Genomic DNA, 14668 nt, shown 5'->3' with positions numbered 1-14668 from the left:
CGAGCTGCTGGAGAGCATCTCCAGCAGCTCGACAGCTTTCCCAGCACGGCCATCGCTTTGTCCTTGCGCTCGAGCTCCGCCCGCAAACGCGCGTTCTCCGCTTCCAGCTTCTCGGCCCGGCGATCGGCCTCGGATTTCGCCGGCTTCGGCCCGGTTGTCTTGGCAGCCAACGCATTCAACGCACCCGCGTCCCGCGCCCGCCGCCACTCGATCACATGAGAGTGATACAGGCCCTCCCTGCGCAGCAGCGCGCCCCGCGCGCCCGGCTCGGTCAGCAAGTCGTACTCGGCCACGATCGCGGCCTTGTACTCCGGCGTGAACGATCGTCGCTTCGGCCGCGCCGAATTCGTCCCCTTCTTCTTCGGCTTCTTCGCCGCGCCGTTGTCGGCGGGCAGATCGGCCGCACCCATCGTCACCTTGCTCGTTGTCCCTGAACTCGCCCTACATCATCTACAGGAAAGATACAGACCGCATGGTCTCATCCGAGTTTGGCAGGTAGGGGCCTTCGTCGAACGCAGCGTCGCCCACGCACGGCGGAACCGTGCCCTTGATGTTTCGTGGCGTAGGTTCAGGGCGAGTAGCTAGCCGCCGAGCGAGGCGAGGACGGAGTCGAGGGCGTTGCGCATGTCGGCGGCCTCGATGCGCATGAGGGCAGTTTCGTCGAGGTCGGATAGATCGAGTTCGGCACCGCCACCGGTGAGTCGGAATTCTCGTTCTTCTTCGGCGGTTTCGATGACATTGCGGACGAATCGGCCATTGCCTGCGAGATCGATCGCGCGTCGGGGTGTACCGGTGGCGTCGGTGCGTTGTTGTTCGTAGAGATCTCGGCAGGCATGTTCGAGGAGGGCGAGTGCGTTGGGGGAGAGCATGGAGTCGCGTTTGCGAGCGATGACCTCGCCGATCTGCGCGAGTTCGGTGGGGGTGTAGGATTCGAACTTCACCCGCTTGGCGAATCGGGAGGCGAGGCCGTCGTTGGCGGCCAGGAGCCGGTCGATTTCGCCGTCGTAGCCTGCGATGATGACGACGAGGCGGTCACGGTCGTTTTCCATGCGGGCCAGCAGGGTGTCGATGGCTTCGCGGCCGAAGGCATCGCCGCCGGAGAGTCCGGTTTGGATTAGAGTGTAGGCCTCGTCGATAAATAGGACGCCGTCCATGGCGGTGTCGATGAGCGCGGAGGTTTTGATTGCGGTGCCGCCGAGGTTTTGGCTGACGAAGTCGACTCGTTTGGCTTCGATGACACGATCGGAGTGGAGCAGCCCGAGTCCTCGGTAGATCTTGGCGACGACACGGGCGACGGTGGTCTTGCCGGTGCCGGGCGGTCCGGTGAAGGCAAGGTGCTGGCCGCGGGGGATGCTGGCCAGTCCCTTCGTGGCGCGGAGCTTGGCGATCATGGCGGTGGATTGGATTTTGGCGACTTGGGTTTTCACCGCGGTCAGGCCGATCTGCTCGTCGAGTTCGGCGCGCGCATCCAGCAGCACCTGCTTCGCGATGTCATCCTGTTGCTGGCGTTGCGCTTCGGCTTCGGCCTTGGCCAGGTCGGGTGCGGAGTCGGGGTCCCATCGGTCGGCGCGGCTGTCGATCTGCTCACGAGAAGTCAAGGTGATGCGGAACTTCGGGTCGCGCATCGCGGCTGCGTTCGCTTCGAAATCGGGGGCCTCGGAGTAGACCTGCTCGAAAATCTGCCGTGCCTGTTCTTCAAGGCCCTGTTCGCGCAGACAGAGGCCGCGGCAGTACATCGCCGCGGTGCGGGCCGCGGGGATCGGGCCGGCTTCGGCCTTCTCCAGGCGCCGGGTGGCCTCGCCGAACAGCCCCAACTGCGCGCATGCCGATCCGACCATGACGTTGGCGCCGGCAGCCAGATAGGCGTCGTCCCAGTCAGCAGAGCCGGCGAAAACCGTCATCACGTCGTTCCACCGTTGTGTAGTGAAGTGCAGGTGGGCTCGCACGTAGGCGCTGATCCGGTCGTCGATTGCGGTGTCCGGTGTGGACGGTTGTGCGCGACGGTGCGCGGCCAGCTCGTCGAGCACCCGTTCGGCTTCGTCGTATTGGCGTTCGCCGATGAGTTGTGTCGCCTGGGCTAGCCAGACCTCGGGGTAACTGGACAACGGGTAGTAGATGTAGGGCCCCACAACGAAGCGACCCGCCAGTTGTCGCGGCCGCAGGCCAAGCCTGCGCTGTTCGCGTCCCAGCGTAGATCCGCTGGTCCGATGGAGATTGAATAAAACCTCGCTCGTGACCTCGCCCACGGCGGTGCGGCCGAGCCACGCGTCGGCCATGGTGGGATCCCACTCTGTCGCGCGTTGGAAGGCCTTCTTCGCGTATTCGAGGTCAGGCGTGGTCTGCTGCCCGTTGACAGCCAGACCCAAGGCCAACACACCAGCATCGAAGACTTGCTGTGCTTGCCGGACACCTGACATGTGTGACGCTCCCATGCATATGCTTGCCGGGCCTCCCTGTGCCGGCAATATGCGACAGCTTAACCATCGGTGCGCCGATACACTTCCCGTGACCAAATTGTATGAGTATCACGGGAATTGCCAATGAGCGAAGCTTTGACGTCGGATCCGGTCACCGCCGGGCCGGATTTGTGCCGCGTTTCCGTGGTGGGGGGCAACACGCAGATTGACGTGGGATTGCCCACGACCGTGCCGTTGGGCGAGTTCATCGCCGACGTGGTCGACATGGTCGAATCGCGCGACCATGACCCCACCGAATCCGAAGACGCCCCTATTCCCGCCAGACATTGGACGCTGGCGAGGTTGGGCCACGATCCGATTTCGCCGGACGCCACCCTGACCGAGGCCGGGGTGTTCGATGGCGAGTTGCTGGTCTTGCGCGCGGTCGGTACGAAGGACGCGCCCACCTTGTTCGACGACGTCATCGACGCGGTGGCCCGCCTGACCGAGAGCACCTTCCGTGGATGGAACGCGGCGTCAGCTGCGGTGATGGGGCAGGCCGCGGCTGTGGTGGCCGCTGTGGGCGCGCTTGTGCTGCTCGTAGTGGCGAAGCAACGCGGCAGCGGCGTGGTTGCGGGGTCCGTCGCAGAAGCGGTTGGACTGGCGGCCTTGGTCGCGGCGCTCATTATGGCGCGAAAGTATGCGGTGGGCACCTCGGAGCGGGGCAACGGCACATTCGCAAGCGCATCTGTCGTGCTGTCGCTGTGCGCGCTGGCACTGGTGGGACCCGGTGCGGCGCTGTTCGTTCCGGACGCGCTCGGTCCGCCGCACACTGTAGTGGCGGTTGCCGTGACGTTGGTCGTCGCGGTAGCCGCCTATCGACTGACGGGCGTCGGCGCGACGGTCTTCGCCGCGGTCATCACACTGTCGGTATTCGGAGTCGGCTTCGGGTTGGTGACGATGCTGTGGCACAACCCGCTCCCGAAAGTGGGCGCGGGATTACTGGTGGCAGCGCTGGCGGCGGTGTCGGCAGCTGCGAGGGTCGCGATGGCCGCCGCGCGGCTACCGGTACCGCCCGTCCCCACAGCCGGTGGCGCGATCGATCCGGCCGATCACGAGCCGCGTCCGACCATCGAGGGCATCGGCGCGATCGGCGCGACCGCGTTGCCGTCGGCAGTGGGGCTGGCCGAGCGGGCCCGGGTCGCTAACGAGTATCAGTCGGGCTTTGTCATCGGCGCGACAATCGCCGCGACCGCGGGTGCGGTCCTGGCCGCCGACCCGGGCGGTGCCCCTCGTTGGCAAGGTGTCACTCTGGCGCTGATCGCCGGAGTGCTTCTGTGCCTGCGCGGGCGGGCGTTCGCGGACCGAACGCAAGCGTGCGCACTGATCATGGGCGGTTGTCTCACGCTGCTCGCGGTGCTGCTCGGCCTCGGATTCGGCAGTGGCGTGGGCCCGATCACCGCGGCGGGCGCATTGCTGGGTGCCGGTGCGGTCGCCATGGTCGTCGGTGTCGGCGGACCGTTGTTCGAGATCTCGCCGGTCGCCCGGCGGGCCGGGGAGATCGTCGAGTACTTGATGATCGTGGCTATCGGACCACTGGTGTTTTGGATCATGGACTTCTACGCGGCGGCCCGCGGGCTATGAGACCTCATCGCTGGGTGGGCACGGTGCTGGCGATCGTGGTGGTGGTCTTCGGGGTTCCGGCGGCGGGGGCGGTGCCGCCGCCGGTGGTCGACCCCGGCGCGGCGCCCGCGCCGGGGATGCCGGCGCATCCGCCAGAGGAGGCCGTTCAGCGTTCACAGTGCGCGAAACCGGTGTTGACCGGCGGGCTGCCGAAGACTGCGCCCCGGGCGCAGCGGATTCTGGACTTGCCCTCGGCGTGGAAGTTCAGCACCGGTGCGGGGCAGACGGTGGCGGTGATCGACACGGGCGTCAACCGCCATCCGCGGTTGCCGGTGTTGATCCCTGGCGGCGACTATGTCTCCGATTCCGATGGGACCCTCGACTGCGACGGGCACGGAACACTCGTCGCAGGGCTGATCGCCGCGCAGCCGAGTCCGGACGACGCGTTTTCGGGTGTTGCGCCGGATGCGGCGATCCTGTCGATTCGGCAGCTGAGCCTGGAATACGAGTCGAAGGACTACAACAACCGGCCGGGCCCAGTGGCCATGTCGTCCGGTGGATTCGGCAATGTCTTGACCTTGGCGCTCGCAGTCGAACGCGCCGTGGATCTGCATGCCTCGGTCATCAATATCTCCGAAGTGGCCTGTGCTGCCGCCGGAACGGACCTCGGCGACGGGGCGCTCGGCGCGGCGGTGAAGTACGCCTACGAGCACGATGTGGTCGTTGTAGCCGCCGCAGGCAATGTGCAACCGGACGGCGCATGCAAGGCGCAGAACGACGGCACAGGCTGGGACGCGGTGAAAACGGCAGCCAGCCCGGCATGGTTCAGCCCCTATGTCATGTCGGTCGCCGCCACCGATGACGACGGCGAGCCGTCGTCCTTCTCGCTCGATGGCCCATGGGTGAGCGTGGCCGCACCCGGTACGAATCTGTATTCGCTCGACAGCGCTCCAGGTGGCACCGGACTTGTCAACGGCATGCCCGCCGCCGACGGGGCCACCAACGCCATCAACGGCACGAGCTTCGCCAGTGCCTATGTCGCAGGCGTGGTGGCGCTGGTGCGGTCACGGTTCCCGAACCTGACCGCCGCAGAGGTGATGGAACGAGTCGTGCGCACCGCGCACGCGCCCGGTCCTGGACGTGATGACCGGCTCGGATACGGCATAGTCGACCCGGTCGCGGCGCTGACCGCCGAGATCCCCGACCCGCCTGCGGCCGACGGCGCCAGTCGCGCCAGAGCGGTCGCGCCTCCGCGGGTCGCCGGCCCGGTCGACCCCCGCCCGCGCCGGATCGCCCTGATAGTGGCGATCGCGTCCGCGGTCGCCCTCGCCGCTGGGTCGGCGCTGGCGGTCCCGTTCCGCGGTCGCCGCCGCCGACTTACCGAAGGCGTCGACTACTAACTCGAGGTTCGAGCTTCGAGCGTCGTACCTTGTGCCCCGCTTTATCCTGAACGAACCCCCTGGTTGATGATTCTTCTTGCTACAGAAGGAAACTCGATCCAAGGGCTTCGGTGAATGGTGTGCATGAGACCGGCCGAGAACTCCCACCTAATGATCCTGGGGTGGCCGTATTCGGTGGTCTGCGTGCTGGAGGCCGGACGCAGTCGTCGGACTGCACCGCTGGATGTGGCGGCGCCGATACTCAGTGGCGCCGCTACCCTCCCAGCGGCCCAGGGTACGCACCGTGACCGGCAATCTGATCCACGCCGGTCACCGACGATTCGGTGACCCCGCGCCTGGATCGTCACCGACTCCGGCTACGAGATCGCACCCGTGACGGTCTTGGGATCGCGTCACAATTCTCGGCCGCGAGATCGGCGGTAGTGAAGCTGCAACCTCGAGGACGAAGAGCACGCCGCAATCAACACCGCGGCCGATCGGCCGCACTCATGGCGACAACGCAGGCAGCATTCGACGAACTCGCAGGTATCCCGGATTTCTCACGGTTGGGGAGATATGTCGACCTCGGAGGAGGGGCAGACAACGATAGGGGACCTGCGGGTAGGCGCTCGAGGTGAGGTGGAACGGGCTTGGGGACAGAGGGATTCGTGCGGCTGCCGAGGATCGCCCCACCACGGCCACCCGCTGGGGAACTGGTGCTCAACGCGCCGCCCGAACTGTCGCGCATGCTGCCCGGTGGTCTGCTGGGCAAGCTGATGCCGGTCGTGATGGTGGTCGCAATGGTCGGCATGGTGGCGATGATGGTCACCACCGGCGGGCGCTCGCTGCTCAGCAATCCGTATTCGATGATGTTCCCGATGATGATGTTGATGTCGATGGTCGGCATGTTCGCCGGTGGCGGCCGCGGCGGCGGAAAGAAGGCCGCGGAGCTGAACGAGGAACGCAAGGACTACTTCCGCTACCTCGAGCAGTTGCGCACAGACGTCCGCAAGACCGCCGCGATGCAGCGTGAGGCGCTGGAGTGGAGCCATCCGGCACCCGACGATCTGCTGTCGCTGCTGGGCACGCGCCGGATGTGGGAACGCAGGCCGACCGACCCGGATTTCGGGCACGCCCGCATCGGCGTCGGAAGTCATCGCATCGCAACGAAATTGGCCCGCCCGGAAACGGGCCCCTTGGAGGACCTTGAGCCCGTCTCGACCGTCGCCCTGCGCCGGTTCGTGCGCACGCATTCGGTGGTACATGGGCTGCCGACGGCCGTCTCCTTGCGCGCGTTCCCGGCGGTGAACCTCGAAGGCGAACGCTCGGAGACACGGGCGGCGGCGCGCGCGATGATCATGGCGCTGTGCGCATTCCATGGCCCCGACAATCTCCTGGTGGCGATCGTGTGTGCCGATCCTGACGGCAAGGCCTGGTCGTGGGCCAAATGGCTTCCACAAGCGCAGCATCCGGCTGCCCGCGATGGCATCGGCAGCGCCCGAATGCTCTACGAATCACTGTCGGAGCTCGAGGCGGCGCTGGCGGACGAACTCCTCGAGCGCGGCCGGTTCATGCGCAACGCTCCGCCTACGCCGGGACGCACCCACCTGATCGTGGTGATCGACGACGGCTATGTCGAAGGCTCTGAGCGGATGGTGGCCGAGGCGGGCCTGGATTCGGTGACGGTGCTGGACCTCACCGCGCCACCAGCGGGCCTGGCTGTACGGCGTGGTCTGCAATTGGTGGTGTCCGATGGCACGGTGTCGGCGAAATCGGCTGGCGGGGTGGAGAAATTCGCGACCGTCGACAACGTCACACAGTCCGAGGCGGCGGCTTTTGCACGGCATCTCGCCAGATACCGCATCGCTACCGTCGCGCAGATCGTCAACTTGGGCGACGACACCCGTGCGGATCCGGGTTTGATGAGTCTGCTGAAGATTCCCGACGCGGCGCAGATCGATCCGGTCGTGGTGTGGCGCCCGCGCAGTGGGCGGGAGCGATTGCGCGTTCCGATCGGCGTGACCCCCGATGGCACGCCGGTCGAGATCGACATCAAGGAAGCCGCCGAGAACGGCATGGGGCCGCACGGGCTGTGCATCGGCGCGACCGGCTCGGGCAAGTCGGAGTTCCTTCGCACTCTGGTGCTTTCACTGGTCACGACCCATTCGCCGGATCTGCTCAACTTGGTGCTGGTCGACTTCAAAGGCGGTGCCACCTTTCTCGGCTTGGACCCGTTGCCCCATGTCGCGGCGGTGATCACCAACCTCGAGCAAGAGCTGTCGATGGTGGACCGAATGCGCGACGCGTTGGCGGGCGAACTCAATCGCAGACAGGAGTTGCTCCGCTCGGCGGGCAATTTCGCCAATGTCACCGAGTATGAGCGCGCTCGCGCGGGTGGAGCGGCGCTCGATCCGCTGCCTGCGCTGTTCATCATCGTCGACGAGTTCTCCGAATTGTTGTCCCAGAAGCCGGATTTCGCGGAGCTGTTCGTGATGATCGGCCGTCTGGGCAGGTCACTGCGGGTTCATCTGCTGCTGGCGTCGCAGCGGCTGGAGGAGAACAAGCTGCGTGGTCTGGACTCCCATCTGTCCTACCGGATCGGCCTGCGAACCTTCTCGGCCAACGAGTCGCGCCAAGTGCTCGGTATCTCCGACGCGTACCACTTGCCCAGCGTGCCTGGTTCGGCCTTTCTCAAGAGCGACGCGGCCGATCCGTTGCGGTTCAACACCACCTATGTCTCGGGACCCTATGCCTCGCCGCGTGGTTCGCGCCAGGCTGGTGGCAACGCGACCGGCGGGCAGCGTGCGGTGCGGTTCACCGCGCGGCACGTAGCGGCTGTAGAGAGTGCCATGCCCGCAGCCCCGGTGCGGGTGGAGTTGCCGGATTTGGATGCCTTGGTCGGCCCGGCGCCGGTCGGCGCCGAGCAAACCTTGCTGCAGGTGGTCGTGGAACGGCTCACCGGACACGGTAGGTCTGCGCACGAGGTGTGGCTGCCGCCGCTGGATGTCTCACCGAGTGTTGACATGATGCTGCCGGACCGGGACCCGATGGCGGAGGCGAATCGGCACGGGCGCTTGCGGATGCCGATCGGCGTCGTCGACAAGCCCTTCGAGCAGAAACGGGACGTGCTCACCATCGATCTGTCGGGCGGCCTCGGCAATGTCGCCGTGGTCGGCGGTCCGCAGTCGGGTAAGTCGACCACATTGCGGACGATCATCATGGCGGCCGCCGCGACGCACACGCCGGAGCAGGTGCAGTTCTACTGTCTCGACTTCGGTGGTGGGACTCTGGCCGGGCTGAACGGGCTTGCCCACGTCGGTTCGGCGGCGGGCAGGCTAGAGGGTGATCGCGTCCGGCGCACCATCGCGGAGCTGATGACGCTGATGCGCCGCCGTGAGGAGCGGTTCTTGGCGCTCGGCATCGAGAACATGGTGGAATTCCGAAAGCGCAAGGCCGAACTCGCGCAGCTGACCGCCGCGGAGCGGGCCGCGCACCCGCTGTCGGAAGACCAATTCGGTGACGTGTTCCTAGTAGTGGACGGCTGGGCTGCGTTCCGCGAGGAATTCGAGCCACTCGAGTCGAGCGTGAACGCCATTGCCGGGCAGGGCCTTTCCTACGGCATCCACCTGATACTGGCCGCGTCCCGGTGGCTGGAGATCCGCCCGGTGGTCAAGGACCAGCTCGGCACTCGGTTGGAACTGCGCCTCGGCGACCCCGGCGACTCCGAAATGAACCGCCGGGCGGCGGTGCATGTCCCGGTCGGGCGGCCCGGCCGCGGCATCACCCCGGAGGGCCTGCATATGCTGATGGCGTTGCCGCGGTTGGACTCCGGCACCGACGCGAGCACGTTGTCAGAGGGCGTGAACGCCGCGAAGGCGGCGCTGGCCGCAGCGTATCCCGGTAGACGTGCACCCGAGGTTCGGATGTTGCCCGCCCGGATTCCCCGTGAGGACATCATCGCCGCCGCGGCAGCGGCGGGCCTGGATCTGGGGCCCACGCGAGTCGCGATCGGTTTGGGAGAGTCCGAACTGCAACCGGTGGTCCTGGATTTCGATGCCCAGCCTCACCTGATGGTGTTCGCCGATGTGGAATCGGGCAAGACGACACTGCTGCGCACCATCGTCACTGGCGTGGTCGAACGAAGCACGCCGGAGCAGGCGCGGGTCGTGCTAATCGACTATCGGCGCACCATGCTAGGCATCATCGAGGGAGACCACCTGGCCGGCTACTCGACCACCGCGCAGACCTCTCACGGGATGCTCAAAGAGGTCGCCGAGTACTTGGCCAAGCGCATTCCGGGATCCGACATCACACCACAGCAACTGCGCGAACGCAGCTGGTGGACCGGCCCGGAAGTCTACGTCGTCGTAGACGACTACGACATGGTCGCGTCCAACAATCCGCTACTGCCGCTGCTCGACCTGCTCCCGCAGGCACGTGATATCGGCCTACATCTGATCGTCGCACGGCGAGCCGGCGGCGCCGGCCGGGCGTTGTACGACCCGGTGTTGGGACCGCTGAAGGATTTGTCGGTCGACGCCCTGCTCATGAGCGCACCCAAGGACGAGGGCGTCTTGCTGGGTGGGGTCAAGTCGACGAAGCTGCCGCCCGGACGCGGCACATTGGTGTCGCGCAACCGGGACAACGAAATGATCCAGGTGAGCTACGTTCCGCCGCTGTGACGGTAGCTGATTCGAATAGGAGCGATCATGCAGGACAGCGCCGAAGACGGCGGCGTGCCGACTCGGGCATCGGGTAACGAAGACGGCGATGAACAGCCGGACGTCGCCTTTACCCTCGGTCGTAGCGATCCTGCCGGCGGTGCCTCTGAGGCGGAGGCGAAAGCTGAGTCACAGTCGAAAGTATCTGGGCAGCCACCGACGCCGCAGGCTCTGTCCGCTCCAGTGGAAGCAGTTCTATCGAGCGATGTGGAAGCGCAGGCGCGCGAGTTGGCCTACGACATCGGCAGTCGCTTGGCTGAGGTGGGACCGGAGGGGTGGACGCGGCTGGACGCGGTGTTCTCGGTGACGGTCACGGACGCGTTTCGCCGGGTGTTCTACACCCTCGCCGACAGGACCGTTGTCGAGGCCATGCCCAACGAGTCGATGCTGATATTGGCGCGGGCACAGCGGGAGTTGGTGGCGGAGTTGGAGGATGAGCCGTGGTGGCGGATAATCGTCGGGCTCAGTGAGGACGGTGAGATCACCGTCGACTACGACTATGGTGACGAGCCGTTTCCCGAGGGGCAGCTGCTGTCGCGGCAGGCGTATCTCAATGACCTGGAGGTATTTCCGCGTGAGCGGGTGCCACTGTGGTTGGCTGCGTACATCGCCAACGATGGTAGACAGTCCCGGACTGCCGAGCGGGCGGCGTTTCACGCCGAGTTGGACCGCGTCGCTGGATCGCGGGCGACACTGACCGAGAACGAGTTCCCGTCTCTGGGGGGCATATGGGCGCGGTGGGTAACGTTGGCGGCGGTGTTCGTGGGGACCGGATCGCAGCGGGGTCCGCGAATCCTGCCCTCGTTGGGATGGTTCGAGGGGGCGGCACGCAGTGGCAGCACGTTGTTTCTGGTGCCAGGTGGTCGCGCGGTGTTGTCCGGGGGTGTGTGGAACGCGCCCGAGTTGGAGGCGGCCTACAACGGTGCAGGGGAGATGCCCGAACTGTATCGTGGTGCGCCGTTCTGGGTGGCCAACCAGGTGCTCAACCCCCGTGCCTCGCAAGGCATGTTGTCGTTCTGCTACTGGTGGGACGGGACCGGTTGGTATCGAGGGGATTCGCCGTCCCCGTCGGAGTTCGCGTCCGCTGTTCCGGGCATCTGGACGGTGGAGACTGTGGTCAATCTGGTTGCCGCGAGATTCGGGGATGAGGCAGATCGGCGCGTCCGCGCTGCGGCACGTGCGTTGTTGTCGGCGGCTGAGCGGGCCGAGGTGCGCCGCGAGCATCTGGTGGATCTGCTCGCCGAGGACTCCGACTTCGATCTCGACGGTGCCTATTACCAATTCTGCCTCGCAGGTCTGACCGCGCTAGAGGTAGCCAAAATAACTGCGGACGAAGCTAAGCACCGTGTGCGCCAGTTCTTTACCGACGCAGGTCACTCCCTCTCGGACTATCCGCTCGATGAGCTGGTCGCCGAGCGCCTCGACGTCGGCTGGATGATGTGGGCACCTACCGGTGCCGACGAAATCGTCCTCGGTCGCGCGCTGTTCTACGTCGCTGATGATGGAATCGTCGAACGGTCTTCCTCGTCGCAACCGCCGCAGGACTTCGCCACCGATTTCGCCAACCGCTACCGCGCCCGCCTCGCCCGCACGGTGTGATAAGACGAACACTCGCACTGTCGGCGCACGGTTTCCCTCCGAGTCTTGTGAGTGGACCGGGAAAGCGCGGGATCCATGGGTATAGAGATTCCGCACGATGTGGCGTTGTTTCTCAACTACGCTGGTGTGCCCTATCCGGATATCAACGAGGATCAGCTTCGCGCGCTGGGGACTCATGTGCGGAACTTCGCGAACGGGGTGGCGGATACCCACGATACCGTGACCAGTGTGATCAAGTATGGCCGATCTCGATGCGGCGTGCCGGGTGGTGGCCGATGCCCTGGATGCGGCTGCCGTGGTGATCAAGGTGACCAAGGTCGCAGTGCTGGCCGAACTCGCCGGGCTGGCAGCCAGTTACGCCGCCGCGATGGCCGCGACGATCGTCACCGACGGTCTGTCGGTCGCGATCGAGCAGGCGATCGCGGCTGCCGCGCGCAAGATTTGCCAGGTCATGGAGCAGGCGCTGATCGGTTACATCCTGGCCGAGGTGATCGGAAAGGCGATCGAGCCGCTCGGGCATGTCATCGACCGCATGGTCCGGGGGATCGTGGACGACGCCGCAAGCCATTTGCTGGGCCCGCCGCCCGGTCCGGCCGACCAGACGCTGCACATCGAGCCCGACGAGGTCATCAACTACGCCCATGCGCTCGATGGGCTCGCGGATGACATCCTGCGGCAGGCATCGGATTTCGCGGACAAGGTCGCGGGACTGGACTTCACCTCACCCACCTTCGACGACGGTGGCGGCGGCGCGCCCGCCGTGGATCCGGGCACGGATCCCCCCGCAGGAGTGGGATCGCCGGGCGTGAGGAACGACCGCGCCCCGGCGTCGGTGGCCTATACCCCGCCGACGGCCCCACCCGGTGTGCATGGCCCTGCCCATATCTCCTCTGGGTATCCGCCCGATCACTCCGGCACGCACATGTCCGGGAGGCCTGCTGAGGCCACCGGGCATCCGGCGCATCATGCCGTCGGCCGGTTGCCGGGATCGGATGCTGCGTCGAACACGGGAATCGCTGGTGTCCAACCGAATCCGGAAATCAGCGATGCCACCTCGGGCGCCGGCGGCGGTCATGCGGCAGCGGGTCCCGATGATGGGGCGCCGAGTCCCGGGCATGTCGCGGCGGGAACGAGTTCGGATGGACTGGCGGCAAGGGCCGACTCCGGCGTCACCGCCCAGCACGACACCGGCGGTACACCCGCACGCTACGGCCCGCAGAGTCCGATGTCCGATCCGCAATCGTCGTGGAGTGCGGACCTGTCGGGGCACCCCTCCTCGGCGATGGGGCAGGATCGGGCGGGCAGCCCCTCCGACGAGGTAGGCGATGCCGACGATCGGTTGTCCTCGCGCCTGTCGAACTCTGGCGGGCGTGCCGGCCGAGAATCCGACCAGCGCGTCACACCATGGCGAAAGCGCGCTGGCCGCAACGTGGTTCGCAAGAAGTCCACCCCGAAGCCTGCGCCGGACTCCGCAACGCCATGGTCCGCCCGTGGTGTTCCGCGGGAATCCGAGCCCACAGTGTTCGCCCTGCCGGATGCACGACCGACGCCCTGGCGGACCAACCGGCCCGCGGATAAGGCCGATGCAGCCGATGCAGCGCAGGCCCCGGAATCCGAGCATTCCTCCGGGCAGGTCTCGGAGGAGAAGAAGGCCAGCGCGACGCGACAGCCCGAATCAGCGTCGGACGGGGGACGCCCCAGGGTCGTGGCGCCATCGGTCCTCGGCGGCAACCGTCCCGAACCGAACGCCGAAACCCTGTTCTGGCCTTCATGATCCAGCTGAAACTAAGGCGCGCGCCTGCTGGCGTTGTTCGTGGCGGGCGCGGGCATCGGCCAGCACCGACCGCCGGTCGGCGGCTTTGCCGGTAGCCAGCCCGTAATAGGCTGAATGAGACCGGTGGGAATCTCACGCAGGATGACGTTTACGCGTGCGGCGGCTCGCTCAGATAAACGCGATCGAGAGCGTTGTTCGTGCGGGTGCCCGACTCATGAAAGGTAGCGGCGCGTCGATTTCCTGAGCAAGCGATCCCGAGCCTGTGCTTATCGCGGTGTTGAGGCCGTTGCCGGAACAACTGCGACAACGGGATAGAACGGCGTTCCGCCGTACTGTCACAGTCGAACCGGCTACTGCACGATGCTGTCCCCTGTGTCACATGTCCGATGGAAACAATGCTTCCCAGTTCCCTTGGCGGCATTGTGTCCGAAGCAAGAGGTGTAATTTGCGGACCGGCTCTGCAGCTACCGCCATGTGCACATCCACTCGGTATCCCTCATCACACAACAGGGTGGCATAGTCGTTGATCTCGGCAATACTACTGGTTGCCGTCTCCAGAAAAATGCCGGCTTGCAATCCGATCGCATAGTCCAGCGCCATCATGGCCCACGATCGCGCATCCTCGATTACGGCATTTTTAGTACGCGTCTCGCCAGTCCATATCGAATCCCAATTCCCCGGATGGTAAGCCGCCAACAGATCTGGATCTATCAGTACAGGTGCCGCAGCTGTCTGATCGTTTCGGAGCCTGCGGATCATGCTGCTCTTGCCCGAACCTGCTGTGCCACCGACGATTACCGCCTGGAGACCGCCATCTCCGGTGCTAATAACCATTTCGGGGAGGATCTTCTGTTCGAAGATTGCGGCTCGCTCGGCAGCGTCGAGCGGGAACTCAGCGGGTTTTGATAGTGACTTTTCGTAAGTCTGTGTTCGCAACACGCGAATTGTCGGACCATGTGTGCGAATGACATCGATGACTTCAGCCTGATCCGCTCGATCGAGGTCGTGCAGTGCCGCGAGATAATAGAGACGCTGGAGCGTGTGCCGGCCAGCCGCTTGTTTATCCGGCGGGTTGCCGAGTTCAACAGCTCTTTGCGCCGCAGAAGATCCGGCTATCAAGCTGATAATGATGTCCCGTGCGCACTCGTAGTACAGCGCTTCATCCTGCTCCATGCC

At 65.7% G+C, this 14668-nt stretch carries 7 protein-coding genes and 1 pseudogene; 5 read left to right on the top strand and 3 right to left on the bottom strand.

All coding sequences use genetic code 11. From position 1 onward, the window contains the following. Positions 1–83: 83 nt before the first annotated feature. Together ACQP2U_RS23840 and eccA are read right to left on the bottom strand one after the other, a co-directional pair. Positions 84–410: pseudogene (locus ACQP2U_RS23840) on the bottom strand (hypothetical protein); the annotation flags it as partial. Positions 411–581: 171 nt separating this feature from the next. Continuing rightward, positions 582–2417 carry a type VII secretion AAA-ATPase EccA gene (gene eccA / locus ACQP2U_RS23835; protein WP_433709515.1) on the bottom strand — a complete coding sequence of 612 codons (1836 nt, stop codon included), beginning with the start codon at positions 2415–2417 and terminating at the stop codon, positions 582–584. 123 nt (positions 2418–2540) lie between these two features. Here eccA and eccD point away from each other — a divergent pair, with 123 nt between their 5' ends. From eccD to ACQP2U_RS23810, 5 genes are all read left to right on the top strand, one after another. Continuing rightward, complete coding sequence (gene eccD, locus ACQP2U_RS23830; RefSeq protein ID WP_433709514.1) at positions 2541–4040, top strand: type VII secretion integral membrane protein EccD; 1500 nt, start codon at positions 2541–2543, stop codon at positions 4038–4040. Continuing rightward, complete coding sequence (mycP, locus tag ACQP2U_RS23825) at positions 4037–5419, top strand: type VII secretion-associated serine protease mycosin (protein WP_433709513.1); 1383 nt, start codon at positions 4037–4039, stop codon at positions 5417–5419. The genes eccD and mycP overlap by 4 nt, the downstream gene beginning before the upstream one ends. Before the next feature lie 629 nt (positions 5420–6048). Further along, complete coding sequence (gene eccCa / locus ACQP2U_RS23820; RefSeq protein ID WP_433709512.1) at positions 6049–10080, top strand: type VII secretion protein EccCa; 4032 nt, start codon at positions 6049–6051, stop codon at positions 10078–10080. A gap of 27 nt (positions 10081–10107) precedes the next feature. Then, a complete protein-coding gene (locus ACQP2U_RS23815) occupies positions 10108–11718 on the top strand; it encodes a hypothetical protein (protein ID WP_433709511.1) in 1611 nt (536 codons plus the stop codon). A 238-nt stretch (positions 11719–11956) separates the two neighbouring features. Then, positions 11957–13492 carry a hypothetical protein gene (locus ACQP2U_RS23810; RefSeq protein ID WP_433709510.1) on the top strand — a complete coding sequence of 512 codons (1536 nt, stop codon included), beginning with the start codon at positions 11957–11959 and terminating at the stop codon, positions 13490–13492. 375 nt (positions 13493–13867) lie between these two features. Here ACQP2U_RS23810 and ACQP2U_RS23805 read toward each other — a convergent pair whose 3' ends face one another. Further along, the gene (locus tag ACQP2U_RS23805; protein ID WP_433709509.1) at positions 13868–14665 is read right to left on the bottom strand and encodes a zeta toxin family protein; all 798 of its coding nucleotides are present in this window, start codon (positions 14663–14665) and stop codon (positions 13868–13870) included. Positions 14666–14668: the final 3 nt, after the last annotated feature.

The organism is Nocardia sp. CA-084685 (genome assembly GCF_050955785.1).
In the GTDB taxonomy this organism is placed as follows: Bacteria; Actinomycetota; Actinomycetes; order Mycobacteriales; family Mycobacteriaceae; genus Nocardia.
This window is presented reverse-complemented; position numbering and strand designations above follow the sequence as displayed.